Source organism: Kitasatospora sp. NPDC093550 (assembly GCF_044764985.1).
Lineage (GTDB): Bacteria > Actinomycetota > Actinomycetes > Streptomycetales > Streptomycetaceae > Kitasatospora.
Window position 1 is genome coordinate 217,971 of sequence record NZ_JBIWJF010000001.1, and the last position, 25,621, is coordinate 243,591.

The 25,621-nt window shown below is 72.8% G+C and carries 21 protein-coding genes; 13 read left to right on the forward strand and 8 right to left on the reverse strand.

Annotated elements, in window-relative coordinates:
• Positions 1-18: 18 nt before the first annotated feature.
• Positions 19-1,587 carry an MFS transporter gene (locus ACIRD3_RS00915; protein ID WP_402209559.1) on the reverse strand — a complete coding sequence of 523 codons (1,569 nt, stop codon included), beginning with the start codon at positions 1,585-1,587 and terminating at the stop codon, positions 19-21.
• A 127-nt stretch (positions 1,588-1,714) separates the two neighbouring features.
• On the opposite strand from ACIRD3_RS00915, the gene ACIRD3_RS00920 reads away from it, so the two are divergent.
• Positions 1,715-2,026: an ArsR/SmtB family transcription factor gene (locus tag ACIRD3_RS00920; protein ID WP_402209561.1), complete on the forward strand. Its 312-nt coding sequence runs from the start codon at positions 1,715-1,717 to the stop codon at positions 2,024-2,026.
• A gap of 212 nt (positions 2,027-2,238) precedes the next feature.
• Positions 2,239-2,481, forward strand: a complete 243-nt coding sequence (locus ACIRD3_RS00925) for a multiprotein-bridging factor 1 family protein (RefSeq protein WP_402209563.1) — start codon at positions 2,239-2,241, stop codon at positions 2,479-2,481.
• An 18-nt stretch (positions 2,482-2,499) separates the two neighbouring features.
• Here the strand turns inward: ACIRD3_RS00925 and ACIRD3_RS00930 are convergent, their stop codons facing one another.
• Positions 2,500-5,685: a putative bifunctional diguanylate cyclase/phosphodiesterase gene (locus tag ACIRD3_RS00930; RefSeq protein WP_402209566.1), complete on the reverse strand. Its 3,186-nt coding sequence runs from the start codon at positions 5,683-5,685 to the stop codon at positions 2,500-2,502.
• A gap of 253 nt (positions 5,686-5,938) precedes the next feature.
• Between ACIRD3_RS00930 and ACIRD3_RS00935 the strand changes: the two genes are divergently transcribed.
• From ACIRD3_RS00935 to ACIRD3_RS00955, 5 genes are all read left to right on the forward strand, one after another.
• Positions 5,939-9,580 carry an amino acid adenylation domain-containing protein gene (locus tag ACIRD3_RS00935; protein ID WP_402209569.1) on the forward strand — a complete coding sequence of 1,214 codons (3,642 nt, stop codon included), beginning with the start codon at positions 5,939-5,941 and terminating at the stop codon, positions 9,578-9,580.
• The gene (locus ACIRD3_RS00940) at positions 9,577-10,395 is read left to right on the forward strand and encodes a leucyl/phenylalanyl-tRNA--protein transferase (protein WP_402209572.1); all 819 of its coding nucleotides are present in this window, start codon (positions 9,577-9,579) and stop codon (positions 10,393-10,395) included. The genes ACIRD3_RS00935 and ACIRD3_RS00940 overlap by 4 nt, the downstream gene beginning before the upstream one ends.
• A gap of 78 nt (positions 10,396-10,473) precedes the next feature.
• The gene (locus tag ACIRD3_RS00945; protein ID WP_402209574.1) at positions 10,474-12,051 is read left to right on the forward strand and encodes a hypothetical protein; all 1,578 of its coding nucleotides are present in this window, start codon (positions 10,474-10,476) and stop codon (positions 12,049-12,051) included.
• A gap of 98 nt (positions 12,052-12,149) precedes the next feature.
• A complete protein-coding gene (locus ACIRD3_RS00950) occupies positions 12,150-12,611 on the forward strand; it encodes a hypothetical protein (protein ID WP_402209575.1) in 462 nt (153 codons plus the stop codon).
• Positions 12,608-13,093 carry a hypothetical protein gene (locus tag ACIRD3_RS00955; RefSeq protein ID WP_402209578.1) on the forward strand — a complete coding sequence of 162 codons (486 nt, stop codon included), beginning with the start codon at positions 12,608-12,610 and terminating at the stop codon, positions 13,091-13,093. Before ACIRD3_RS00950 ends, ACIRD3_RS00955 begins: the two co-directional genes overlap by 4 nt.
• 258 nt (positions 13,094-13,351) lie before the next feature.
• On the opposite strand, the gene ACIRD3_RS00960 is transcribed toward ACIRD3_RS00955, so the two are convergent.
• The 3 genes from ACIRD3_RS00960 to ACIRD3_RS00970 all read right to left on the reverse strand — a co-directional run bounded on the left by ACIRD3_RS00960 (position 13,352) and on the right by ACIRD3_RS00970 (position 17,865).
• On the reverse strand, positions 13,352-15,409 hold the full coding sequence (locus ACIRD3_RS00960) for a protein kinase (protein WP_402209580.1): 2,058 nt from the start codon (positions 15,407-15,409) through the stop codon (positions 13,352-13,354).
• A 111-nt stretch (positions 15,410-15,520) separates the two neighbouring features.
• On the reverse strand, positions 15,521-16,948 hold the full coding sequence (locus tag ACIRD3_RS00965) for a serine/threonine-protein kinase (protein WP_402209582.1): 1,428 nt from the start codon (positions 16,946-16,948) through the stop codon (positions 15,521-15,523).
• Between the two features lie 422 nt (positions 16,949-17,370).
• Positions 17,371-17,865 carry an ATP-binding protein gene (locus ACIRD3_RS00970; RefSeq protein ID WP_402209585.1) on the reverse strand — a complete coding sequence of 165 codons (495 nt, stop codon included), beginning with the start codon at positions 17,863-17,865 and terminating at the stop codon, positions 17,371-17,373.
• 119 nt (positions 17,866-17,984) lie between these two features.
• Here ACIRD3_RS00970 and ACIRD3_RS00975 point away from each other — a divergent pair, with 119 nt between their 5' ends.
• The 6 genes from ACIRD3_RS00975 (at position 17,985) to ACIRD3_RS01000 (ending at position 22,293) form a co-directional block, all read left to right on the forward strand.
• Positions 17,985-18,863 carry a Scr1 family TA system antitoxin-like transcriptional regulator gene (locus ACIRD3_RS00975; protein WP_402210727.1) on the forward strand — a complete coding sequence of 293 codons (879 nt, stop codon included), beginning with the start codon at positions 17,985-17,987 and terminating at the stop codon, positions 18,861-18,863.
• On the forward strand, positions 18,860-19,048 hold the full coding sequence (locus ACIRD3_RS00980) for a DUF397 domain-containing protein (RefSeq protein ID WP_402209588.1): 189 nt from the start codon (positions 18,860-18,862) through the stop codon (positions 19,046-19,048). Before ACIRD3_RS00975 ends, ACIRD3_RS00980 begins: the two co-directional genes overlap by 4 nt.
• 65 nt (positions 19,049-19,113) lie before the next feature.
• Positions 19,114-19,350 (forward strand): DUF397 domain-containing protein, encoded by a 237-nt coding sequence (locus ACIRD3_RS00985; protein WP_402209590.1) that lies wholly within the window; start codon positions 19,114-19,116, stop codon positions 19,348-19,350.
• A gap of 25 nt (positions 19,351-19,375) precedes the next feature.
• Positions 19,376-20,176, forward strand: a complete 801-nt coding sequence (locus tag ACIRD3_RS00990; protein WP_402209593.1) for a serine hydrolase — start codon at positions 19,376-19,378, stop codon at positions 20,174-20,176.
• 148 nt (positions 20,177-20,324) lie between these two features.
• A complete protein-coding gene (locus tag ACIRD3_RS00995; protein ID WP_402209596.1) occupies positions 20,325-21,545 on the forward strand; it encodes a transferase in 1,221 nt (406 codons plus the stop codon).
• 22 nt (positions 21,546-21,567) lie between these two features.
• On the forward strand, positions 21,568-22,293 hold the full coding sequence (locus tag ACIRD3_RS01000) for a DUF4328 domain-containing protein (protein ID WP_402209598.1): 726 nt from the start codon (positions 21,568-21,570) through the stop codon (positions 22,291-22,293).
• A 121-nt stretch (positions 22,294-22,414) separates the two neighbouring features.
• On the opposite strand, the gene ACIRD3_RS01005 is transcribed toward ACIRD3_RS01000, so the two are convergent.
• From ACIRD3_RS01005 to ACIRD3_RS01015, 3 genes are all read right to left on the reverse strand, one after another.
• Positions 22,415-23,419, reverse strand: coding sequence for a hypothetical protein (locus ACIRD3_RS01005; RefSeq protein WP_402209601.1), 1,005 nt, complete (start codon positions 23,417-23,419; stop codon positions 22,415-22,417).
• A 289-nt stretch (positions 23,420-23,708) separates the two neighbouring features.
• Positions 23,709-24,842: an FAD-dependent monooxygenase gene (locus ACIRD3_RS01010; RefSeq protein ID WP_402209604.1), complete on the reverse strand. Its 1,134-nt coding sequence runs from the start codon at positions 24,840-24,842 to the stop codon at positions 23,709-23,711.
• Positions 24,843-24,990: 148 nt separating this feature from the next.
• Positions 24,991-25,620 (reverse strand): GTP-binding protein, encoded by a 630-nt coding sequence (locus ACIRD3_RS01015; protein WP_402209606.1) that lies wholly within the window; start codon positions 25,618-25,620, stop codon positions 24,991-24,993.
• Position 25,621 lies beyond the last annotated feature (1 nt).

The window sequence follows — 25,621 nt, forward strand, 5'->3', positions numbered from 1 at the left end:
CGTGGTCGAGGGGGCCGGTCAGGCCTGGGCCTTCTGCCCGCCGCCGCGCAGCAGGGCCGCGATCACGACGAACAGCACCACGCCGACGGCCGCCAGGCCCCACAGGACGGAGTGGAAGGCGGAGTCGTAGGCGTTGGCCAGGAAGTCCACGAAGCCCTTGTGGTCGGTGGCGCCGGAGAGGTCGGCCGCACCGGAGAGGTCGCCGCCGGCCGCCTGGTCGGCGACCTTGTCGGCCTGCGAGGCGCCCTCGTGGGCGCCGATGCCGTCGGTGATGCGGGTGCCGAGCACGGTCGCCAGCGCGGAGCCGTACACCGCGACGGCGACGGCCTCGCTGCCCAGGCGCAGCGTGTTGAGGAAGCCGGCCGCCATGCCCGCCTTGGCGGGGTCGACCAGTTCCAGCGCCTGGCCGTCGACCAGGCCGGCCGACAGGCCCATGCCGGCGCCGGTGATCAGCATCGGCGCGGCGAGCACCAGGACGGTGACGGAGGGGGAGAGCAGGGTGAGGGCGACGTCGCCGAGGACGAGGCAGACCAGGCTGACGTAGATCAGGGTGAGCGCCGGGACACCGCGGGTGACCAGCTTGGCGGCGAGCATCGGGAAGACCAGCACCGGGGCGGTGAGCAGCAGCATCAGCAGGCCCGCGGCGCCGGTGTCGCGGCCGGTGACGGCGGTCAGGTAGCTCGGCAGGTAGGTGAGCATGGTGACGAAGCCGAAGGAGGCGGCGACCGGGACGAGGCACAGGCCGACGAAGCGGCGGTTGCGCAGCACGCTCAGGTCGAGCATGGGGTGCGCGCTGCGGTTCTCGACGGCGGCGAACACGGCCAGCACGACGACCGCGCCGACGAACAGGCCGATCACCCCGACGCTGCCCCAACCCCACTGCGAGCCCTGCACGATGGCGGTGGTGAGCAGCACCATGGCGACCACGAACAGCGCGCTGCCGGGGACGTCGATCCGTCCGCCGCTGCCGCTGTCGGAGGGCATGGCGCGGGAGATCGCGGGCACCGCGAGGAGCACGAGGGCGAGGGCGACGGCGTGCACCGCGAACACCCAGCGCCAGCCGAGGCCCTGCACCAGCACGCCGGCCAGCGACGGGCCGATGGCGACGCCGATGCCGGCGATGGTGCCGAACAGCGCGAAGGCCTTGGCGCGGGCCGGGCCGTCGAAGACGGTGGAGACGATCGCCGCGCCGCAGGAGAAGATCGCGGCGCCGCCGATGCCGGTGAGGGCGCGGGCGGCGTCCAGCCAGATGACGTCGGTGGCGACGGCGCTGGCGAGGGAGGCGACGGCGTAGACGGCGACACCGGCGGCGAAGGCCTTGACCCGGCCGATGACGTCGGCGATCGAGCCCCAGACGAGGGTGAAGCAGGCGAACGCCACGTTGAAGGCGTTCACCACCCACTGGAGCGGGGCGAGGTCGGCGTGGGTGCTGGTGCCGATGTCGGGGAGGGCGACCGCCGTGCCGGAGATGGACATGGGCACGACGAACACCGCGAGGAGAACCGCGGCCAGGGTCAGCGAGCGGCCGGGCTGCTGCCCGTCCGTCACCACCGGAGGCGTGGCAGACGACGTGGTCTGCGTACTCATGGGGCACAACTCCAGGCTCGGCCCGGCCGCGGAACGGCCAGGTAAGGAATTTTTCGAACCTTACGGTGCCATGCGGGCGAGGTACGATGCAACCCATACCTGAGGATGCCTGTGGATGGAGGATCCGATGCCCGACCCTGAAGGCCACCCCCTGGTCGAGGAGATGGACCTGCGGACGGTCTTGAACGCGCTCGCCGATCCGCTCCGCTACGGCGTGATCTCAGCCCTACTGCGGGAGGCCGAGGGTGCGGCGCGCACCTGCGCCTCCTTCAACCTGCCCGTCTCCAAGTCCACGATCACGCACCACTTCCGCGTCCTGCGCGAGGCCGGTCTGGTCCAGCAGGTGGACCGCGGCAACAGTCGCGCGGCCACCCTCCGTCGCGAGGACCTCGACAAGCGCTTCCCCGGCCTGCTCGACCTGATCCGCGCGAACCCCTGAGCGTGCGCGGGCGGTACCGGCTGCGACCCGCCGGGGAGCCAAGTCGGGGAACCAAGTCGGGGAACCAAGCCGGGGAACCGGGACGGGAGCCGGGTCGGGGAACCAAGCCGGTGAACCAAGGGGCGGTCAAGGAATCTTGACCGCCCCTTGGTCTCCCCGGTGGTGACGGCGTGTCAAACTGTGCGCCCCCACAGGACGATGAGGAGACCCCGGTGGACCACGCGCGCCCCCTGATCGAGGACTTCCCCGCCCACCCGGACGGCGACCCGGCGGAGACCCTGGCCCGCGCCGTCCGCGACCGCCGCGCCGCCCTCGGCCTCACCGTGGCCGAGCTCGCCACCCGCTCGGGCCTCCCCGAGACCCACCTCCGCACCATCGAGGCCGGCCACGCGATGCCGACGTTGGCGCTGTTGGCGGTGCTGTCGAGGGCGCTGCGTGCGGGGGCGGACGGGTAGGAGCACGCGTAGCGGCCCTCAGGCCGGTTCGTACGTCGTGTTGCGGACCAGGGTCCGGGCGTGGGGGGAGTCCATGGGGTGGGCGAAGAGGTAGCCCTGGCCGAGGGGGCAGCCCATGGCGGCGAGGAGGTCGCGCTGCTCGGGGTGTTCGATGCCCTCGGCGATGACCTGGACACCGAGGGTGTCGGCGATCCGGGCGATGCCCTCGACGAGGGCGTACTGCTGGGGGGAGTGGCCGAGGCCGTCGATGAAGGACTTGTCGATCTTCAGCAGGGAGATCGGGAACTCCCGCAGGTAGGAGAGCGACGAGTACCCGGTGCCGAAGTCGTCGATGGCGATGCCGACGCCGAGGCCGGAGAGGGTGGCCATGTCGGCGTGGATGCGGTCGTCGTGGCGCATCAGGACGGATTCGGTGAGTTCCAGGACGAGGGTGCGCGGGTCGATGCCGGAGGTGGCGATGGCGTGCCGGACGACGTCGACGAACCCGGCGTCGCGGAACTGGCGGGCGGAGACGTTGACGTTGACCCGTAGCGGGGGCCGTCCGGAGCCGGCGCGGGCGGTGGAGCTGGCGGCGTGCCAGGCGGCGGCTTCCTTGGCGGCGCGTTCGAGGACCCACGCGCCGAGCGGGACGATCTGGCCGCTCTCCTCGGCGAGGGCGATGAACTCGTCGGGCAGGACCATGCCGCGCCGGTCGTGCGGCCAGCGGACCAGGGCTTCGAAGGCGACCAGGTCGCCCGTCTGCAGGTCGACGATCGGCTGGTAGTACAGCTGGAACGCGGATTCCGCGATCGCCGAGTCGAGGTGCTCGTTCATCTCGTGCCGTTCCACCAGCCCGGCCTGCAGGGCCGGCCGGTAGTGGCACCACTGGCGGCGGCCGGCCGCCTTGGCGGAGTAGAGCGCGAGGTCGGCGTGGGTGAGGAGTTCGGCGGCGTCGACGCTGTCCTCGGTGGTGGCCACGCCGATGCTGGCGCTCACCCGGACCGCGCCCGCCTTGAGCTTGAACGGTTCGGTGAACACCTCCAGCACCCCGGCCGCGATGGTGTCCACGTCGGAGGGCAGGGTCGCGTCCTCCACCAGGACCGCGAACTCGTCCCCGCCGAGCCGGGCGGCGGTGTCGGAGGAGCGCAGCGCGGTGGAGATCCGCAGCGAGACGGCGACCAGCAGTTCGTCGCCGACGGTGTGCCCCTGGGTGTCGTTGACCACCTTGAAGTCGTCCAGGTCGATGAAGAGCACCCCGGTGACGGACCCGCTGCGTTCGCCGCGGGTGAGCGCGTGCCCGACGCGGTCCTGGAACAGCACCCGGTTGGCGAGGCCGGTGAGCGAGTCGTGGAAGGCCCGGTGGGTCAGTTCGCGCTCCATCTGCCGCTGCTCGGTGACGTCGCGCAGGGTGAGCACCAGGGCACCCACGGTCGGGTCGGCGCGCAGGTCGTTGAAGCGGACCTCGGCCTCGATCGGGTTCCGGTCGGGCCGCAGCAGCCGCCAGTGCTCGCGCGGCTGCTCCCTGGGCTGTTCGCGCGGCTGTTCGCGGGATTGGCCGCCGGGGGGCGGGGCCGCCGGTCCGCGCATCCTGGCCAGGGCCCGGCCGACCTCGCGGCTGTCCTCGGGCGGGACGAGGTCGGTGAGGTGGGTGCCCGCGAGGGCGGGGTGGCCGAGCACGGACTCGGCGGAGGGGGAGGCGTAGCGGACGCGGTCGTCGGCGTCGAGGATCAGGATGACGTCGCTGGCGTTCTGGACGAGCGTGCGGAAGTACAGCTCGCTGTTGCGGCGGGTGACCTCCTGGCTCAGTACGACCCGTTCGACGGCCAGGGCGGCCTGCGCGGCGAGGATCTCCAGGGAGCTCCAGAGGCTGGCCAGTTCCTGTTCGGTGCCGGTGACGATGAGCGCGCCGATCAGCGGGTCGCCGGAGGGGCGTTCGGCGAGGGTGAGCGGACAGATCAGGGCGTACGGCATGCCGTCGAGGTGCCCGGTGAGCTCGTGGGCGGGCAGGTCGACGGAGGAGACGGGCAGCAGCCGGCTCTCCCGGTACCCGGCGAGGGCCAGGACCTGGTCGGAGGCCGCGCCGAGCCGGTGCTCGGCCGAGCCGTGTTCGGCGTGCCGGACGTGCAGCACGCCGGCCTCGGCGACGGCGAGCAGGGCGACGTGCCCGGGTTCGGCGGGCATCAGCGTGGAGGCGGCGGACTGGACGGCGTCCGCGACCTCCTCGACGGTGACGGCGGCGGTGAGCCGGGCGCCGGCCTCGCGCAGCGCCCGTTCGCGGGCGATGGCCTGTCTGCGGGCGGAGACCACCACGGCGAGGCGGGCGAGCACCAGCAGGTAGAGGAGGGCGGAGAAGGCGCCGATCACGCCGGCGTTGTTCGTGTTCCCGTCCAGCGACTCGATGATCAGGATCGCCGGGGCGATCAGCGAGGCGAGGGTGAGCAGGACGAGCCGGGCGGTGCTGAGGTCCGGCTGCTGGGTGGGGACGGGTTTGGTCAGCTCGACCATGGACGGGTGCAGCGCGGCCGCGCCCCAGGCGGTGTAGAAGGCGGCCCAGCCGAGTTCGACGGGCGTGCCGATGCGCCAGGTGCCGTGCAGCTGGATCAGCCCGTACAGCACGTCGGAGACGAGCAGGCCGACGGTGCCGACGGTGAGCAGTTGCAGGGAGCGGGAGTTGCCGCCGCGCGGGGTCAGCAGGCGCAGCAGCAGGGCGAGGACGACCACGTCGCCGAGCGGGTAGGCGATCGAGACGGCCCGCTGGAACCAGGTGAGGTCGGGGCTGCGGGTGTACGGGAGGATCAGGTAGATCCAGGAGAGCAGGGCGAGGCCGATGGTGAGGATCAGCGCGTCGAGCAGCCCGGCGCGGTCCTGACGGGCCGTGCGCCAGCGGATGAAGCCGAGCACGCCGGCCGCGTACAGCACGAACTCGGCGAGGTAGAACACGTCCGCGATGGAGGGGAAGGGGTTGTTCAGGTGCAGGATGTCCAGCTGGATCGCCTGCACCACCTCGCCCGCGGTGAAGCTCAGGTTGGCGAGCGCCAGCAGGTACCAGAAGCGCGCGTGCGCGGGGTGGTTGAGGCGGACGCCGAGCACGATGGCGGCGACGCCACCGAGGCCGATGCCCGTCCACCAGATGATCCGCTGGCCCGGGTTGGTGTAGTAGATGCCGATGAACAGCACCATCCAGAGCAGGTAACAGACCATCAGGCGTTGTCGCCGGCGTGTCAACGAGGCTACCTCCTCCGCGACATCACCCCGCCGGTCGGGCGGGGGAGTTCGGGCGAGGGTGTGGGCCCGGGTGCGTCCTGTGCCACCGGGCGGCGGGACCGTGCTTCCTGGCGCGCTTCCAGGCGGGTGTGCCAGCCTGGATGTGCGGCGTCCGGTCGAGGGGCGACCGGACGTTCTCCATGTGTCGTGAGTGCGTATAGTCGGAAATGTCGCACTCCCAAGCATTCTGCCGCCACAGCACGAGGTCAAGCCGGTGGACGACGCAGCAGACAGCGCACAGGGCGTACGGGCGGATGCGAGTTCCGGGCGTCACGCCGTGGTCCGCAACGACAACGGTCAGTATGCGGTCTGGCCGGGGGACTTGACCGTACCGGGCGGGTGGCACCAGGTGTACGGGCCGGACGGACGGGCCGAGTGCCGGGCCTGGGTGGAGCGGGAATGGCGGCCGCCCGGGCTGGGATTCCCCGGCTCCGAGGGCGTCCGACGGGCGGCGGCGGGGTTCGCCGACACGGTGCACGGGCTGTTCCGCACGCGGGCGGCGCACGACCCGGACGCGGTGGCCGTCCTCGCCGAGGGGACCACGCTGAGTTACCGCGAACTCGACCTGCGCAGCGACCGGTTGGCCGCCACGCTGCGGGCCCGCGGGACGGGACCGGAGCACGTGGTGCCGGTCTGCCTGGAGCGCGGGGCCAACCTGGTCACGGCCTGGCTGGGGGTGCTCAAAGCGGGCGGGGCCTTCCTGCCGCTGGACCCGGCCCACCCGGAACGGCGGTTGGCGCGGCTGGTGGAGGACTGCGGGGCACGGGTCGCGGTCACCGACGGTCACGAGTTCCCGGGGGTCGAGGTGGTGCGGGTGGACGGCGTCCGGTCCCGGGAGCTCCGCTCCGACGACGGCGCCACGCCCGGCACCGCGCCCGGCACCGCACCGAGCACGTCCCCGGGCACGTCCCCGGGCACTCCCGCGTCCGCACCCGGTACCCCGCCCGCCGCCGCGCCCGGCGAGTTCCGGATCGACGACGGCGCCCTCCCGGACGACCTGGCGTACCTGATCTACACCTCCGGCACGACCGGCCGCCCCAAGGGTGTCCCGGTCACCCACCGTGCACTGGTGTTCACCCTCGACCGGGTCGTCCGCGCCTACGGACTGTCGCCCGGCGACCGCGTGCTGCAGCTGGCCGCGCTGGGCTCCGACACCGCCCTGGAGCAGGTGTTCGGCGTGCTGCTCGCGGGCGGGACGGTGGTGCTGGGCGGGGGGCGCGCGAGCGGGGGCGGCACCTGGGCGCCCACCGAGCTGGTCGGCCGGCTGCCCGGGCTGGGCCTGACCGTCGCCGACTTCACCCCCGCCTACTGGCACCACGTGCTCGGCCTGCTCCCGCCCGACGGGCCCGGCCCGGCCGGGCTGCGGCTGGTGGTGGTCGGCGGGGACGTGGTGCACGCCGACGACTGCCGCGGCTGCCTGGCCCGGCTGCCGGGCGCGCGGCTGCTGAACGCGTACGGCGTCACCGAGGCGGCCATCACCTCCACGCTCTGCGAGGTCACCGGCGAGCTGCTGGACGGCGGCGAGGCCGGCACCAGTGGCTCAGGCGGCGCGGGCTCAGCCGCCCTGGTGCCGATCGGGCGGCCGCTGCCCGGGGTGCGGGTGCACGTGCTGGACGCGCGGCTGCGGCCGGTGCGGCCCGGCGAGAAGGGGCAGATCCACCTCGGGGGGCCCGGCCTCGCCCGCGGCTACTGGCGGCAGGCCGGGCTCACCGCCGAATCCTTCCTGCCCGACCCGTACGCGCCGCTGCCCGGCGAGCGGATGTACCGCACCGGCGACGCCGGGCGCTGGCGGGCGGACGGGCAGCTGGAGATCCTCGGGCGCTTCGACGACCAGGTGAAGGTCCGCGGGCACCGGGTGGACCCGGCCGAGATCGAGGCGGTGCTGGCGGCGCACCCGGACGTCCGGCAGGCCCGGGTCGCGGCCGACGGGGCCGCGGCGGACGGCAGCCGGCTGCTCACCGCCTACTACACGCTCGCCGCGGGCGCGGTCAGCGACGGCTCCGAGGGCATCCGGGCCTTCCTGGCCGAGCGGCTGCCGGAGTTCCTCGTCCCGGCCGAGTTCGTGCCGCTGGAGGCGATGCCGCTCACCCCGGCCGGCAAGATCGACCGGCGCCGGCTGCCGCACGCCCCGGTGCGGGCGCTGCCCAGGGCGGCAGGAGCGGACCCGGGCGCGGGCCCGGGCGCGGAGGCGGGCTCAGGCACGGAAGCGGGCGGCGGCGACGGCGATCCGGTCGAGGAGGCGGTCGGGCAGCTGTGGGCGGAACTGCTCGGGATCGAGACCGTGAACCCGGCGGACGACTTCTTCGCGCTCGGCGGCACTTCGCTGCTGGCGATGGAGATGCTGGCCCGGGCCCGGATCGCGTTCGGCATCGACGTCGGCCAGGTGCGGTCGCTGACCCGCGCGCTGCTGCGCGAACCGGTGCTGCGGGCCTTCGCCGTGGCGCTGCAGGGGGCCCGGACCGGCGGCGGTGCCCGGGCGGGCGGCGGTGCCGGTCCGGAACCGGGCCGCGCCGGCGCGAGCACCGGAACGACGGTCGTGAACGACGGAACCGGAACGGCGGCCGTCGTGACCACCGGTACCGCAACGGCGGCCGCGGTGAACAACGGCGAGGCGCCGGTCGACTGGGAGGAGGAGGCCCGGCTCACCGATCCCATCGGCCAGTCCTGGAGCCCCGCGCCCTCCCGCGCGGAGCCCGCCGAGATCCTGCTCACCGGCGCCACCGGCTTCTGCGGCGCGCACCTGCTGAACGCGCTGCTCGCCACCACCCGGGCCCGGATCCACTGCCTGGTCCGCGCGCCCGACGAGGAGCACGCGCTGGAGCGGCTGCGCGCCACCCAGCAGCGCTTCCTGCGGCACGACCTCGCCGACCGCCGGGTGGTGCCGCTGGTCGGCGACCTCACCCAACCCAGGCTCGGACTGACGGAACGTCAGTTCCGCTGGATGGCGGGCAATCTGGACGCCGTCCACCACCTCGGCGGGCAGGTCAACTTCCTCTACCCCTACCACCAGCTGCGCGAGGCCAACGTCGGCGGCACCCGGGAGATCGTCCGCCTCGCCGGGTACAGCCGGGGCATCCCCGTGCACTACCTCTCCACCCTCGCCGTGCTGGCCGGCTTCGGGGCGGCGGGCGTCGACAAGGTCACCGAACGGACCCCGCTCGCCCACCCCGAGCGGATCGGCGTCGGCTACGTCGAGAGCAAGTGGGTGGCGGAGCAACTGCTGCACAACGCCGCCTCGGACGGGCTGCCGGTGACCGTGCTGCGCGCCAACGACGTCACCGGGGACCTGGCGAGCGGCGTGATGAACACCGGCACCGAGCTGTGTGCGCTGATCAAGTACCTGGCGGACAGCGGCACCTGTCCGGACGTCGAGCTGCTGCTCGACTTCGTCCCGGCGGACCGCTTCACCCGCGCCATCGTCCACATCGCCGCGCACGCGCCCGCCGACGGCGAGGTCTACCACCTCACCTCGCCGCAGCCGGGCATCCTCGCCGACCTGGCCGACCGGCTGCGGGCGCGCGGCCACCGGATCGACCAACAGCCCTACGGGGACTGGGTGCAGGGCCTGGTCCGGTTCGCGGCCGGGAGTCCGACACATCCGATCGCGCCGTTCGTCCCGCTGTTCGTGGACCGCGCGCCGGGGTCGGAGCTGTCGATCAGCGAGATGTACTTCCGTCCGACGTTCCCGCTGTTCGACCGGGCCAACGTGGACGCGGCGCTGGTCGGGAGCGGGATCGAACTGCCGGCGGTGGACGCCGGGTTGATCGACCACTACCTGACCGGCCTGGAGGCGGAGGGCTTCCTGGGAGTGGCGGGAGCGGCGGGAGCGGCGGGGATGGCCGGGGCGGAGCGGTGAGCGGGGCGGGAGGCGGAGGCGGAAGCGGCCCGGAGGGCGGCACGGCCGCCGCCTTCGACTCCCTCGACCTCCACAACGCCCCCGGCGACGGCCCGGTGGCCTTCGGCGGCCCGCTCGGCCCCGGGGAACTGCTGGCGGCGTACCGGCGCGGGCTGTTCCCGCTGCCGGCCGCGGACGAGTTCGCGAGCGCGTACAACGAGGCGTTGTACGGGGACGCCGTCGACGCCGGGGAGCTGCCGCTGCTGCCGGGCGGGGCCGGGGACCCGTACGCGCTGGCGTGGTGGTCGCCCGACCCCCGGCCGGTGATCGCGGCCGAGGGCGTACGGATCGGCAGCCGGCTGGCGCGGCGGCTGCGGAACCGCTCGGCGTGGTGGACGAGCGCGGACCGGGCCTTCGGACGGGTGCTGGCCGAGTGCGCCGAGGGGCGGCAACCGGCCTGGCTGAGCGAGGAGTTGGCGTGGGCGCTGACGCGGCTGCACGCGCTCGGAGCGGCGCACAGCGGGGAGGTGTGGGAGGGGGAGGAGCTGATCGGCGGGGTGTTCGGGGTCGCGGTCGGGCCGGTCCTGAGCCTGGACTCGATGTTCCACCGCCGCCCGGACGCCGCCCGGGTCGCCGTCGCCGACCTCGGCGCGCGCTTCGGCGCGGCGGGCGGCCGACTGCTCGACGCGCAGTGGGACGGTCCGCACGTCCGCAGCCTGGGGGCCGAGCCGATGGCGCGCTCCCGCTACCTGGCGGAGCTGTCCACCGGGGGTGGGAACCGGGGCGGGACCGGGTCGTTGGAGGGCGATCCACTGCCGGTGTCCCGACTGGGGTGACCGGCCGTTCAACCCGCGTTGGGGGCCCGTTTGGCCTGTCTTCGACAAACTTATTCCTCGTCAGTAACATGACGCCGCGTGTTCAAGAGTTCGATAGGCAGGGCCGCGGGCCCCGCCGTCCTCACCCTCATCCTCGCCGGGGCCGCCGCGTGCGGGCCGACCAGCCCCGGCACCACCCAGACCGGCGCGGCCCCGGCCGCCGCCACCATCGCCACCGACGCGGGCGCGACCGCCGCCGGGGGCAGCCCGGCCGCCGCCGCGCCCGCCGCCGGCACCCCGCGCGCCAAGGCGGCCACGCCCGCCGCGGGCCGCCCCACCGCGGGCACCGCCCCCGTCACCGCCGCACCGGCCGGGGACAAGCAGGCCGCGATCGGCAGCCCCGGCAAGGACGGCGCCCCGGTCACGGCGGCGACCAAGGCCCTGCAGCTGACCGCGTACGACCCGGCGGGCGGCACCGCCGTACTGTCGGCCACCGGCCCGGCGCCCGCGGCCACCACGGCTCCGGCGGCCACCGCCGCCCCGGGCGCCGCGTCCCCGAGCGCCGCGCCGTCGGCGGCCGGCCCGGCTTCCCCGGCCGCCTCGGCCCCGGCCGCCGCTGCCGCAGCCGTCCAGCCCGGCCAGCTGATCGCCAGCCCGCCGACCCCCGCCGCGCCGCAGGGCGCGCTGGTGGCCGTCACCGGCGTCCACCCCGGCGCGGGCAACACCCTCAACCTGACCACCCGCCCCGCCACCATCGCCGAACTCCTCGGCGGCACCGAGGCCGACGGCAGCGTGCCCGTCGACCCGCACGGCATCACCGTGACCCCGCTGGTCAAGGACCTCAAGGCGAGCGTCGGCGCGGACCTCGGCGGGGTGAAGGCCGACGCCTCCGGCACCCTGGAGGTCAACGTCAAGGCGCCCGTGCCGCTGCCCGAGGGCGCCAGCCTGGACGCCTCCGGAGCCCTCCAGCTCCACCCGGCCGTCCACTTCGCCTACCACGGCGCCGCCGCCGGCAGCCCGCGCACCGCGTCGATCGGCTTCGACCTGGGCGCCCACGCCGAGTGGAAGGTCACCGGCGACGTCGCCCGCAACACCGGCGCCGCGCCGATCCGGGTGCCCTTCGCCAAGCTGCAGGCCAGCCCGGTGCTGACCGTCGCCGGCCTGCCCGTGGTCGTCAACCTCGGCCTGACCTGCTACCTGGAGATCAGCGCCGACGGCCAGGTCCACCTGGAGGCGGAGCAGGACGCCACCGGCACCTGGGCCGTGCGCGCCGACTACACCGGCGGCAAGGGCTGGACCCCGGTCACCAACGCCGAGACCAAGGTCAGCCCCGTCCACGTGAAGCTCAACGGCAAGGCCGGCGTGCGGGCCGCGCTCGGCGCCGAGATCAGCGTCGGCCTGTACGACACCGTCGGCGTGGAGACCACCGTCGCCCCCTACCTGAAGGCCCAGGTCGAGGGCTCGCTGACCGCCGACTCCTCCGGCACCCCGCCGCAGGCGCAGGGCAGTTGGTCCCTGCTCGGCGGCGTCGACCTGAACGGCGCGCTCACCGCGCACCTCAAGGTCTTCGGCACCCCGATCATCGAGGGCAAGCTCCCGCTGCCGCCCTTCCACAAGGAGTGGCCGCTGCTCACCGGCTCGGCCACCCTCCCGGCGCCGAAGCCCAGCAAGAGCTGACGCAAGGTCACAACGAGTCCCCTTGACCGTACTTCCGGTCAAGGGGCCTCGTCATGGGTAGGCTCGACCCCGGGTGGAAGGCGGGAAGGGGTGGTGCGATGGGCAGGAGGCAGATCGCCCGCGTCCTGGTCACCGCGATCCTGCTCGTGGGCGGTGCGCTGTCACTGGTCGCGGTGGCCGGGTGGTGGGCGGCCCTGGCGTTCCTCGGACTCTCGGCGGTCGCCGTGCTGTCGCTCTTCGGCGGCCGCGGGTGGAGCTGGAGTGACACCCGGGCCAGGTCCGCGGCGCCCTTGCTCACGCCCTCCGGCGCGCAGGCCGTCGGCATCGGGTCGATCACCGGCGGTGCCGTGGCCGCCGGTGCCGGTGTCGAGCCCGTGCGCAACCGGCAGCGGCACCTGCACGAGTACGCCGAGGACCCGCTCACCCCGGCGGCCGCCGAGACCGTCGCCGACGGGCTGGAACGGCTCTTCCTCCGCCTGGGCCCGCCCTCGCCCACCGCGTCCGGCGGCCCGGACGACCCCGACGGCCCCGACCCCACGCCCCGAGGTGACCACCGGTGAGCACCCCCGAGGAGAGCCGCACCCGACGCCCAACGGCGTTGGAGATCGCCACCCAGTGGGCCCAACTCCCGCCCGAGCACCTGCGGGTGGCCCTGGAGCACCTCGAACTGGAGCTGCAGCGCGAGCACGCCCGCGAGACGGCCCGCGAGCGCCACCAGGCGGGCCTGGACGCGGACCGGATGCGGCAGGAGCAGATGACCGAACGGGCCCGCATCGCGGCGCAGGAGCGCCGGGAGGAGCGCGCGCACCAGCTCTACCTCGGCGGCCTGGTCGCGGGCTTCGTGCTGGCCGCCGGGATGCTCGTCGGCTCGGTGATCGTCGGCCTGGACGGCCGCCAGTGGCTGGCCGGCCTCCTCGCCGGGCCGAGCCTGATCGCCCTCCCGGTCGTCTTCGTCCTGCGCCGCAGCGACCGCCTCGGCACCCGGGGGCGCGCAGCCGCGCCGCCGCCCCCGGAGCGACTGCCGGCCGATCAGGCGGGGTAGCGGCGCACGCTCGCCGATCGGGACGAGCCCGGCGCCGCCGTGCGGGGTCAGGAGCCTCGCTGCTGGGCGCGTCGGGTGAACAGCAGCACGCTGCCGTCCGCAAGGCCGACGGCCCGGAAGGAACCGTTCGGCGAGAAGGCCATGGCGGGGCCCGGTCCGTCATGGCCGGGGAGCTCTCCGACCTGGCGGGTGGCCGGGTCCCACAGCCGGATGACTCCGACGCTTCCACCCGGAACCAGCAGGCCGACGCGTCCGGGGTCAGTGTTTGGTCGGGGCCGCCTTCAGGACGTCCTGGACGCGCTTCTGCAGGCCGGCGGGCAGCCGGCCGTAGTGCCACCGTTCGGCCGTCTGCTGGCCGGACTCGCTCACCACGTGGGTGAGGAATCCGGTGAGGGCGCGCCCGGTCCCGTCGCCGGCCGCGCCGCCGTCGCAGTACACCGCGTAGCCGATCTGGATGAGCGGGTACCCGTCGGTCGTCCCGTAGTTCGGGCTGACCGTCAGGTTGTCGCCGGACCCGGCCACCTGGGCGGAGGCGGCCGCCTTGGTGGCGGCCTGGGGCTCGGGCGTCACGGGGCCGGTGCCGCCGGGCCCGGTGGTGAGCACCGCGGACTTCACCAGGGCGGCGGAGGTCAGCGGGAGGAAGGAGATCGAGAACGGGGTCTTGAGGGTCTGGCCGGCGAGGTCGGTGGTCGGCCGGGTCGGGCCGTGGGTCCCGGTGGGCCAGGTCGCGCTCGGCGGGTACGGCCAGTCCGCGGGCGCGGTCGTGGACAGGTACTGGGTGAGGCCGAGGGTGGTCGACAGGTTCTCGGACGGGGTGAACACGGCGATGTCCTTGTCCGGGAGCGGCCGGCCGGGGTTGAGGTCCGCGATCGCCGGGTCGTTCCAGGTGGTGATCCGCCGGTCGAAGATCCGCGCGATGATCGAGGGGGAGAGGACCAGCCGCTCGACCCCCGGGACGTTGTAGGCCACGGATATCGGTGCGACGTCCACCGGGAGCTTGACCGGGTGGCCGTTGGCGCAGCGCACGCCGAAGGCCTGGTCCGCGGGCGGGAGGCCGAGGACGGAGGCGGCGGCCCGGCCGGTGGTGAAGTCGGTGCCCGCCGTGCCGTAGGAGCTGTCGGGCAGGGCGGAGAGGCTCGCGGAGGCGCAGGACCGGCGGTAGTCGTCGGTCCAGTGCCCGACGAGGGCGGTCTGCTGGTCGTCCGCGCCGATCGCCGCGCTCCCCGCGGGCCCGCAGGCGACGGCGCCGGACCCCGCGTCGGGGCCGTTCGGTCCCAGGGGGTTCGGGTTCTCGTACGTACCCGACGGCCAGGCGTAGACGACCAGGGCCGTCACCGCCGCGACCGTGGCCAGCGTCGCGCCGAGGACGCGCGCGGGCCGAAGGGGCCGCGGGGCATCGGCGGGGGCGTCGCCCGGGGCGTCCGCGACCGTGGGCGGGTGGGTCGGCGTGGAGGCGGGCGGGTCCAGGACGGTGTCCGGCCCCTGCGGCCGCTTCTCCTCCCGGACGGTGTCCGTCCGCTCCGTGCCCGCGAGCCGCCGCAGCAGCTGGTCGACGGTGGGCCGGGCGGCCGGGTCCTTGGCGAGGCAGGCGGTGATCAGGGGCAGCAGCTCGGCCGGCACGCCGGTCAGGTCCGGTTCCTCGTGGACGACCCGGTAGCCGACCGCGTGGGAGGAGTCGCCGCCGAAGGGCCCCCGGCCGGTGGCGGCGAAGACCAGCACCGAGCCGAGCGCGAACATGTCGGTGGCCGGGCCGGCGGTGCCGTCCCGGAACTGCTCGGGCGCCATGAACGGCGGTGTGCCGACGGCGACTCCGGTGCTGGTGAGCTGGGTGCCGTCGAGGGCCCGGGCGATGCCGAAGTCGATCACGCGCGGGCCGTCCTCGGCCAGTAGTACGTTGCCGGGCTTGAGGTCGCGGTGCACCAGTCCGACGCGGTGGATGTCCTGCAGCGCCTCGGCCAGCCCGGCCGCCAGCCGCCGCACCTCGGCGGGGCTGAACGGCCCCTGGGTGGCAACGCGTTGGGCGAGTGAGGGCCCCGGGATGTAGAGGGTGGCGAGCCAGGGGGTCGTCGCGTCGGCGTCGGCGTCGATGACCGGCGCGGTGAACGCGCCGCTGACCAGGCGGGCGGCGGTGACCTCGTGCCGGAAGCGGGCGCGGAACTCGGCGTCCGTGGCCAGTTCCGCGCGGATCACCTTGACCGCCACCTGCCGGCCGGAGAGCGACCGCGCGCGGTACACCACGCCCATCCCGCCCGCGCCGAGCCGGTCCTCCAGCCGGTAGCCGCCGATCTCGCGCGGATCGTTCTCCAGCAGCGCCATGCGCCCGTTCCCCCGTCCTCAGGCGTGCCCCGCTTCGGCGGGTGCTCGCGGGTCAGCCTAGTGCGGTGACCGCAGAGGTTCGCCGGGTTGCCGTCGTCGCGGCGATCGGAGCTAGTCCCCCTTGTCTCCGCATGCCTTCAGAACCTCCGACCTCGACCGTTTTGCCTGACTGTCCCCAGCGTCTTGGGCGGACCAATTCCTCAAGAGGCTGTCCAGGTAGTCCTCAAGGGGAGATTTTATGTCATGGTCAAGCCCTGGGAGAACCAGAGCATCTCTCGCCTGATTGATGACCTGCTGTCGATTTTGATAGGTGGTATAGCCGTTCGGTTCGTACTTGGTAAGTGCACTCTTCATCCATCCGCAGGCCATGTCGTCTGTCACTTGCGATAAGGACCAGAATGCCACCCCCGTCAGAACCGCCATTCCCCCTACCATGGCTATGAACTTGCGGGCCTCCTTTGCCGGAAGGCCGCCCGATCGCCCGGTCGCATCGCTCGCACCGTCCTGGCCTTCGGATGGCCCCCGCTCCTGCTCCGGCGTTCCGCGCGGTTCGGAAGCAGCCACCGGAGCGGCAGGTGCCGGTCTATTGAGCAGCAATTTTTCCACCTGCCGTTGCCGCTCAAGCTCTATGGCTGCTCTCAAGAAGGCTTGGTTATCCTTCTTCGGCAGCAAATCCGGGTGCTCGGCCTGGGGCCCGCCGGGGCTCTGCGAGCCAGGAGCTTCGGCAAGCAGTACCGAAGCTGTTGAAATGCCGAGCCGCCGTTCGGGCTTCTTCTCGAGTAGCAGACGGATGACCGTTCTCAGCGGGTCACGGGCCTTCACCAGCGGTGGAGGCTCATCCATCAACACTGCGGACATGGAGGCCATCGACGTCTCCCTTCGGAACGGGGAGATTCCTTCAACGGCTTGGAAGAGCGTGACTCCGAGGGAGAAGAGGTCGCTGACCGGCAGGTCGGCCCGTCCTCGGATTCGCTCGGGCGCCATGTACTCCGGGGATCCGATGACCGTCCCCGACGCAGTCAGCACCGTATCGCTCTCGTGACGGGCGATCCCGAAGTCGGTCAGAAGGATCCTTCCGTCGGAAGCCATCATGACGTTGGCGGGCTTGACGTCGCGGTGGAGGATACCGGCCCGGTGAGCGGCGTCGAGGGCTTCCAGGAGTGCCCTGGCAACCTTGAGCGCACGGTCACGAGCCAACGGGCCATGCTGCCTCACGTATTCGTCCAACGAACAGCCGTTGACCAGTTGCATCACGATCCACGGCCTGCCGGCATCCACGACGACTTCGTGAACGGTCACGATGTTGGGGTGATCGCGGAGCTTGGCGGCGCTTCGGGCCTCACGCGCGGCGCGTTTGAGGCGCTCGTCGTACTCCTCCTCGAACTGCGCGGGCGGGAGCCAGATCTCCTTGATCGCTACGTCCACGCCCAGACCCTCGTCATGGGCCTTCCAGACGCGCCCGAAGCCGCCTGACCCAAGGCTGGAGACCAGCCGGTACTTCCCCCCGATGAGCTGGCCAGGGCTTGCCTGTTGAGCCATCGTCTCCCCCGGGCTCTCGTGCCGACGAGCAATCGGGTCCGAGCGTACGCAGTGCGTACATGACCGGACCAGATGTCGACCGAACCCGATGAAGATCGAAATGCACCCGCCGACACGATGACCGATGGTCGATCACGGCAGGGGTCATCGTCCTCTTCGAACGGGACCAGGCCCAGGCAGAGCGCCCCCGATCGCCGCTGCACCGCTGCGGTGGGCGTGTGGGCGGAGTGGGAAGTCGGGTGGGCCGACTTCCCACTCCGTTTGTTCACGGTGTGGTGCTGGGACTCGAAGCGGGTTGCGGGGGCTGGTGGTTGTGGTGGGCGTCGCCCGAGGTGAGGGGGAGGAGCCAGGCCAGGAGAGCCAGGAGGAGGGCGAACGGGAGGACGGTGCAGAGGGTGGCGTGGCCCTCGCTATGGCGGGGTTCAGAGGGCATCGGCGGTGTCGGGGGTCGCGAGGGTGTCGGGGGATCCGGGGGCGGCGAGGTCGAGTTCGGCCCAGACGGTCTTGGCGTTGGGGTGCCGGGGGACGGTGCCCCAGCGGTCGCACAGGGCGTCGATGAGGGTCAGGCCACGCCCGGACTGGGCGTTGGGGGTGTGGACGACGGGCAGGACGGGGAGCCGGTCGCCCCTGGGGTCGCTGATCTCGATGCGGAGGGTGGTGCCCCGGCGCACCGTGGTGGTGAGCGCGAGGTGCAGCTCGAACCCGCGCCCCGGAACGCGTCCGTGCGTGATCGCGTTCGCGGCGAGCTCCGCGACGATCAGGAGAGCGGAGTAGTACGGCTCGGTGTGCGTCGAGTTCAGCCCCCAGGTGGTGAGTTGACGTCTGGTGATGCGTCGGCAGATCGCCGCGCCCTTGGGGGTGGCGGCGAGCGTGGTGGTGTGGCTGCGGGGAGCGTCGAGTGGGATTTCGGTCGTCATGGGAGAAAAGCGTGACGGCGCGGACGTACCCTGACCATGCGTCTGGCGAGTACGGAGAGTACTTGTGCGGGCGCGGACAGCTTTAGTCTCGTGGCTCAATCACAGGTGGGGTGGTCGCGATGGGTGCGGCGCGTAACAGCGAGTCGGGCGAGGGCCGGACGGAACTGCCGGAGGACCTGACGGAGGTCTCGGACTTCTTCCGCGCGATCGGGAAGCAGATCAAGCTCCTGCGGGAGCAGGCCGGTCTGTCGCGGAAGGAGCTCGGCGAGTACGTCGGCTACGGGGAGCACCTGATCAGCGCGGTGGAGCGCGGAGTGCGTACCCCGCAGCCGGAGCTGCTGGTGGCCGTGGACAAGGTGCTCAAGGCTGGTGGGCTGCTGGCGGTCGCGAAGGATGACGTGATGAGCGCTCGAAACAAGGCGCGGGTGCGTCATCCAGCCTGGTTTCAGGGCTACGTGGGCGTGGAAGCCATCTGCATCGAACTCCACGACTTCGCGACGCTCGACTTCCATGGGCTTCTTCAGACGGAGGCGCACGCGCGGGCCGTGTATGAGATGCGGCAGCCGATGCTCTCGGAAGAGATGATCGAGATGCGAGTCGCGGCGCGAATGGCTCGTCAAGAGATTCTCACGCAGTGGCCGAGAGCGATCTTCAGTTGGGTGATTGACGAGAGCGTTCTGCGCCGCCCGCTGGGAGGATGGGATGTTCACTCCGAGCAACTGCGACACCTGCTGAAGATCGGAAGCACGCGCGGGATGGTGATTCAGATCCTGCCGTTGGACCGAACCGAGCACGCCGGTATGGCTGGGCCTTTCACTCTCATCACGCCCAAGGGCAAACCTCAGCATGCCTACATTGAGGTGCAGACGAGCAGTAGGCTGATCACCGATCCGGATGAAGTCCGGATCCTGAACGTCAGGTACGGCACCCTCAGGGCGCAGGCTCACACTCCGCAGGAGTCCCTCGCCTTGATCGAGAAGATGCTGGGAGAACGATGAGCGCCGAACTCGTATGGTTCAAGAGCAGCTACAGCGGCAACGAAGGCGGAAACTGCGTCGAGGTCGCCGAGGGCTCCGGTGTCGTCCACGTGCGTGACTCCAAGGACAAGAGCGGCCCTCAGCTGGCCTTCGAGCCGACTGCCTGGCAGGCGTTTGTCGAGTTCGCCGCCACTGCCGAGGTCTGACCGGACCTCCCCTCAACGGCCCACCGTCTATCCGGCGGCGGGCCGTTGGCGTACCGTCAAGAGACATGAATCTCGTCTGGTTCAAGAGCAGCCACAGCACCAATGAAGACGTCGCCTGCGTCGAGGTTGCCTGGCGCAAGAGCAGCTACAGCAGCAACGAAGGCGGCGAGTGCGTCGAGGTCGCCGAGACCACCGCCGCCGTCCTCGTCCGTGACTCCAAGGACGCCTCCGGCCCCCACCTCACCTTCGACCCCGCCGCCTGGCGGGCGTTCGTGTCGTTCGCCGCGAGCGCCGAGGTCTGACCCCGCCTTCCCCTACTCTTCCTCCATGCTCTCTGTGGTGGTGGCCCCTTGGGCGGGCGAGGCGGAGCCGGTGTTCGTCCACAACCCCGACGAACTGCACGACGCCGCGAGCACGATGAAGGTCGCGGTGCTCGCCGCGCTGACCCGTAGCGGTATGAACCTGGACGCCGAGGTCCCCGTCGTCAACCGCTTCGAGTCCGTCGTGGGCGGGGACTTCGGCAACGACCCGGACTACGACAGCGATCCGCTCCCGTGGGAGCTGCTGGGCACCCATGTGCCCCTGCGGCTCCTCGTGGAGCGGATGATCACCCATTCCTCCAACCTGGCCACCAACATCTGTCTGGCCCGCACCACCCCGCAGGCCATCGCCGAGGTCTGGCGACGCGCGGGCGCCACCGACAGCGCGACCCCGCGCGGGATCGAGGACTACGCCGCCCGCGCCGCCGGCGTCCACAACCTGGTCAGCGCCCGCGATCTCGTCCGCCTGCTCCACTCGCTGCGCGACGAGCCGGAGTTGCTGGACCTCCTGGAGTGCAACGAGTTCCGGGTGGACCTCGCCGCCGGTATCCCGCCCGGCGTCCCGATCGCCTTCAAGAACGGCTGGATCCCGGGGGCCCGGCACTGCGTGGGCCTCGTCGCGCCGATGGACTGCCCGCCGTACCTGCTCGCCGTCTGCTACACCGGCCCGCTGGCCACCGGCGCCGACCACGGCGACCCGGCGGGCCGCCTGCTCGCCCGGGTCTCGGCGGCGGTGTGGAAGCGGCGCAAGGAGATCGGCAGGACCGGCACGGCGGCCGTCGAGGGCGCCGCACGTCAAGCGGGTTGACCGCGGTAAACCTCCTCCGTCCTTCCGGTTTCCGGTTCCTCCGTACGGACACGGTTTCGTCTCCATGTGCATGACGATCAATCAAGTGCGGTACACGACTCAGGCATTCTTCTCACGCTTTCGGGGGACGGCTTGGGGGTGAGTCGACGTGTCGTCACGCTTGCGGTTCCTCGCCCGCGCTCTCACGGGGCTCACGGCCGCCCTGGCCTACGTCGCGGCGCACCTGCTGGTCAGCGCCGCCGCAGGCGAGCAGGTGCGCCGGAACCTCACCCTGGCGCTGTGGTTCGGCGGCCCGGCCCTCGTCCTGCTCTGGCCCACCCTGCGGCTGCGCGCCCGCCGCCGGGCGGAGGTCGCGGAACTGGTGCGGACCGTCAGCCAGTTCGTGCCGCCCCGGCTGCCGTGGCAGCGGGCGCTGCGGTTGCTCAACGTCCTCGGTCTGGTGCTGTTCGGGGGCGGGACGGTCGCCGTCGACGCGTCGGAGCGGAACGGCCACAAGATGCCCCTGGAGGCCCAGGCCCTGCTGCTCCTCGCCGGCCTGGCCGCCCTGGTGGCGGGCGTCCTGATCCTTCGCCGCACCCGCCGCTACGCGGCCCGCCCGGCGGCGCGCGCCCTGCTCGACGGCCGCCGACCGGTGCTCTACCTGCGCAGCTTCGGCGACGACGCGAGCGCCGCCGAGGTCGAGGACGGGGCGGACGTCAACCTCCACACCCGGGAGGAGCAGTTCGCCGGCGCCCTGGGGGCCGTCGGCCCCGTGATCGCGGTGGGCCGCCCCGGGGAGCCCATGCCGCAGCTCGGCGCCGCGCGGTTCTACCTGCCGGCCGACGACTGGAAGCCCACCGTGCGGCGGCTGATGGACCTGTCCCAGCTGATCGTCCTGCGCCTCGGGCAGGGGGACGGCCTGTGGTGGGAGGCCGAGCAGGTGCAGACCACCCAACCCCCGGCGAAGCTGGTGCTGTTGCTCCCGCCCGACCCGTCCGAGCTGACCGCCCGGCTGAACGCCCACATCCCGCAGCCGGTACCGCCGGTCGCGCCGGGCGGCGACGGGCACTGGATATCCGCGGCCGTCGTCTTCGACGAGTACTGGCGGCCCCAGGTGTTCCCGGTGGGGCTGCGGCGGGCCGGATGGCGCGGCTGGAGCCAGCGCGCGGCCCTCGGCTCCGTGGACACCCCCACCGCCGAGGTGGCCCGGGCCGTCGGTGCCGCGCTGGCGTCCTCGGGCGGACGCCGCCGGCGGATGGTGCGGCGCATGGTCTGGAGGGCGCGGCTGGCGACCCAGGCCGCCGCCCTGGCGGGCCTCGGGCTGGCCGTCACGCTGGTGCTGGCGGGCTGGCTCGGCTACCGCGTCCTGCAGCTGATCGGAACCTGGTGAACCACCGACCCCTGGGGGAAACGTGAACCATCCGCAGCACGGCACCACGTTCGGGGACGAAGGCGCGGGCGGGAGCGGGGGCGGGAGCGCGGGCGACGCCGGGTACGCGGCGCGGCACCGGGCGCTCACCGGCTGGGGCGCCGCCGCCACGGCGCTCATCCTCCTCACGCTGCTCTACGACGTCCTGCTCACGGTGGGCGACTGGCGCGTCTACCTCGCCGTCGAGCACTACCTCGCGGGGACGGTGACGGAGGAGGAGATCCAGTCCGCCGACGACTTCTCCGCGTTCTTCACGGCCTGGAAGGGCGCGGCGCTGATCGTCGCGGCCGGCCTGGTGTTCCTGGCCTGGCTGTGGCGGGCGCGGCTCAACGCGGAGGCGCTGGGCGGAGCGCGCAGCCAGCGTCGGGCGAGGGGGTGGACGGTCGGCGCCTGGATGGTGCCGGTGGCGAACCTGTGGATCCCGTACCAGGTGGTGACCGACGTCTGGAAGGCCAGCGCACCCCGCCGGGCGAACCCCGGTCCGGTGCTGGCGCTCTGGTGGGGCTGCTGGCTGATCGGCGGCATGGTGGGCCGGGCCTACACGTACCAGGTGATGCAGGAGACGCTCTCCGAGGACGGCCTGCGGCGGGCCGTGTACCTGGGCACCGTCTCCACCGCGCTGGACGTGCTGGCCGGGGTGCTGGTCATCCACGTCGTGCACCGGATCGGCGGCTGGCAGACCCGGCGGGCCGCCGCGGCACCGCGCTGAGCCCGGCCCGTTGAGCCCGGCTCAACTGAGCCAGGCCCGCTGAGCCCGGCCCGCCGCTCCGGCGACGGGCCGACCGGGGAGCGGGAGGTCGGCGGGGCCGGCGTCCCGCTCCCCGACGGGTTCAGAACTGACGCGAGGGCTTCCAGCTGACCACGCCGTTGTACTGCGCGGCGAGCAGGTAGACCGTGGTCGCGTAGGCGACGAGGGAGATGGCGCTGACCACCCGCCCGGTGTTCTCGGCGTCCCAGTAGCCCTGCCAGCCACCGGTCGAGAAGATCGACGTCAGCGAGATCTGGTGGCTCCCCAGCCGACGGGTGGCGAGCTGGCCGTTCGCGCCGTCCGCCATCGCCACGGCGGGCTGCCCGTCCGCCGCGACGCCGGGCAGGACGTCGTGGCCCCACCACCAGTTCTCGCCCCAGGACTGGCGGATGAGGTTCATCTGGCTGTCCGTGCCGCGCCAGGCGAGGACGGTGATGTTGGTCGCCCGGCTGAAGGAGAGCGCGGGGGCGGAGTCACTGCGCGCGTCGGTGACCCGGGTGGGATTGCTCCACTGGCTGCTCGTGCCGTTGAAGAACTGGCTCCAGATCTCGTTGCTGCTGGAGCCGCGGAAGGCCAGGAAGATGCTGTTGTTGGGCAGCGCGGCGACGGTCACCGGGAAGTTGTTGGGCGTGGCCGTTCCGTTGGGGACCTGGTTCCACCACGGCTGGATGTTCGCCAGGTGGTTGGGGCCGGTGGTCGAGACGTCCGTGTAGAAGACGAACCCGTTGGTGCCGGTGTGGAACACCCGGAAGGTCGCGTTGTCGCCGTTCGACCAGCGCCACACCACCGCCGGGTTGGCGTACGTGGTCGCCCGCGGCATCGCGATCACCCGGCCGTGGTTGACGGACAGGTAGATCGCGTTGTCGTAGCCGCGCCAGGTCTGCAGCAGCACCCCGTTGTCGGGGTCGCGCGCCTCGACCATGCCGCCGGCCGTCTGGACGGCGACGTTGTTCTCGATCTCCTCGTTCCAGACGGGCCCCTCGCCGACCTGCGTGGCGAAGGCCGAGGAGTTCGAGAGGAAGAGCACGGACAGGGCCGTCAGCATCGCGACGGCGGCTATCCGCCATCGCTTCAGGGAGAGGTTCACGGGGGCTCCTTGCCGGTCGGTTCTCACGAAGGGACACGCGCGGGTCGCCACGGCAACCCGCTGTGCGTCCCACCGTGCCGCCCGGCCGCACCTCGGCACATCGGCCATCTGACTGCGGGGTCTGCGCGGGGGCGAGGTGCGGTCATATGACTGGCCGGTGCGACGGAGCGGGAAGGAGGAGCGGACGGAAGGAGCGGGGAGGAGCGGGGAGGAGCGGGGAGGAGCTCGGACGAACGAACGCCGGGGCCCCGCGCGGACGACGTCCACGCGGGGCCCCGACGGCCCGTCCTCAGTACGGCTGGACCAGCACGTGCGCCGCGCCCGGGATGCCGACCTTGAGGAGCTCGTCCTCCTCCGGGGTGGTCGGGGTGCCGGTCTCCTGCTTGAGGATCGCGCGGGACAGGCCCTGGACCCACATGGCGCGCGGGCGCCGGCGCTCCTCCCAGGCGGTGAGGGCGGCCGGCACGTCCTCGGCCGCGTCCAGGCTCCGGGCGAGCACCAGCGCGTCCTCGACGGCCATCGCGGCGCCCTGGGCCAGGTGCGGGGTGGAGGCGTGGGCCGCGTCGCCCGCCAGCACGATCCGGCCGACGTGCCAGGGCTCCTCGACGGTGACCTGGGAGATCCGCGAGTGCACCACGGCGGCCGGGTCGGTGACCCGCGCCAGCGCCTCGGCGACCGGACCGCCGAAGCCCGCCAGCCGCTCGTGCAGCTGCTCGTGGGCACGCTCCGGATCCGGGCGGAAGTCCTCGGCCTCGGCGAACACCGCGCCCAGGTACATCAGCTCCTCGCTGATCGGGGTGAGCAGCGCCTTCGCCTCCAGGTTGCCGGTGGACATCACCACGCCCCGGACCTCGGGCGAACGCGGCAGCGTCACGCGCCAGTTGGCGAAGCCGGTGTACTCGGGGGCGTACCGGTCCCCGTACAGGTGCTTGCGCAGCGGGGAGCCGATGCCGTCGAAGCCGACGACCAGGTCGTAGCGGCCGGTGTGCCCGTCGGTGAGGGTGACGTCGACGCCCGCGCCGTCCTCGGTGAGGGAGGCGATGCTGGTGCCGAAGCGGACGGTGGCGCCCGCCTCGACGGCCGCGTCGGCGAGGACGCGGGCCAGCGCGGGGCGCGGGATGCCGTTGTTGGCGGGGGCGTCGCCCATCCGGGGCTGCGGGATCGAGGCGAGGGTGGCGCCGGCCGGATCGCAGATGGTCAGCACCTCCCACGCGAAGCCGGCGGCCAGGCAGTCGTCCAGGACGCCGATCTCCCGCATCACGTGCAGGGCGTTGGACGGCTGGATGATGCCGACGCCGAGGGCCTCCAGCTGCTCGCGCAGCTCGGCGACGTCGACGTGGTGGCCCCGCTTCGCGAGGGCGGTGGCGAGGGTGAGGCCGCCGATGCCGCCGCCGTGGACGAGGACGCGCAGGGGTGTGGTCATGGTGGTGCTCCCAGAGAAGTGCGGTTCAGCCGGGGACGGGTGAGGGCGGGGGACAGGTGAGGGCGGGGGACGGGTGAGGCCGGCCCGAGGGCGGGACGGGGGTGGGGATCCGTCAGCCGGCGGGTGGGGATCCGCCGGCCGGCGGGCGTCAGCCGACGGGGGAGACGGCGGCCAGGTCCATCAGGTGGTCGACCAGGGCGACCAGCAGGTCCCGCCCGAAGGCGCGCTCGCGCACGTCGCCGAGCAGCATCGGGATGTGCGGGTCGAGGTCGAGCGCGGCCCGGATCTCCTCCGGGGTGCGGGTGTTGGTGTTGTGGAAGCAGTTGATCGCGACCACGAACGGGATGCCCCGGCTCTCGAAGAAGTCGATCGAGGCGAAGCTGGTCTCCAGCCGGCGGGTGTCGGCGATGACGATGCCGCCGAGCGCGCCGTTGACCAGGTCGTTCCACATGAACCAGAAACGTTCCTGCCCGGGCGTGCCGAACAGGTAGACGACCAGCTCCGGGTTGACGGTGATCCGGCCGAAGTCCAGCGCGACGGTGGTGGTGTCCTTCTGGTCGACCCCGGACAGGTCGTCCACGCCGACGCTGGCCTGGGTCAGGTACTCCTCGGTGCGCAGCGGGGTGACCTCGCTGACCGAGCCGACCAGGGTGGTCTTGCCGACGCCGAAGCCGCCCGCGATGAGGATCTTGACGGCGGCCGGGGCGGCGGGGGCGGCGGTGAGGCCGTCGCCGTCCGCGGGGTGGGGGGAGTGGGTGGCGGGGTGGGGGGTTGCCATG

Bases quoted from the DNA above. Each gene is read 5' to 3' on its own strand.
- ACIRD3_RS00915 (WP_402209559.1), bottom strand. From the start codon at position 1,587: ATGAGTACGCAGACCACGTCGTCTGCCACGCCTCCGGTGGTGACGGAC.
- ACIRD3_RS00920 (WP_402209561.1), top strand. From the start codon at position 1,715: ATGCCCGACCCTGAAGGCCACCCCCTGGTCGAGGAGATGGACCTGCGG.
- ACIRD3_RS00950 (WP_402209575.1), top strand. From the start codon at position 12,150: ATGGGCAGGAGGCAGATCGCCCGCGTCCTGGTCACCGCGATCCTGCTC.
- ACIRD3_RS00960 (WP_402209580.1), bottom strand. From the start codon at position 15,409: ATGGCGCTGCTGGAGAACGATCCGCGCGAGATCGGCGGCTACCGGCTG.
- ACIRD3_RS00965 (WP_402209582.1), bottom strand. From the start codon at position 16,948: ATGGCTCAACAGGCAAGCCCTGGCCAGCTCATCGGGGGGAAGTACCGG.
- ACIRD3_RS00970 (WP_402209585.1), bottom strand. From the start codon at position 17,865: ATGACGACCGAAATCCCACTCGACGCTCCCCGCAGCCACACCACCACG.
- ACIRD3_RS00975 (WP_402210727.1), top strand. From the start codon at position 17,985: ATGGGTGCGGCGCGTAACAGCGAGTCGGGCGAGGGCCGGACGGAACTG.
- ACIRD3_RS00980 (WP_402209588.1), top strand. From the start codon at position 18,860: ATGAGCGCCGAACTCGTATGGTTCAAGAGCAGCTACAGCGGCAACGAA.
- ACIRD3_RS00985 (WP_402209590.1), top strand. From the start codon at position 19,114: ATGAATCTCGTCTGGTTCAAGAGCAGCCACAGCACCAATGAAGACGTC.
- ACIRD3_RS00990 (WP_402209593.1), top strand. From the start codon at position 19,376: ATGCTCTCTGTGGTGGTGGCCCCTTGGGCGGGCGAGGCGGAGCCGGTG.
- ACIRD3_RS01010 (WP_402209604.1), bottom strand. From the start codon at position 24,842: ATGACCACACCCCTGCGCGTCCTCGTCCACGGCGGCGGCATCGGCGGC.
- ACIRD3_RS01015 (WP_402209606.1), bottom strand. From the start codon at position 25,620: ATGGCAACCCCCCACCCCGCCACCCACTCCCCCCACCCCGCGGACGGC.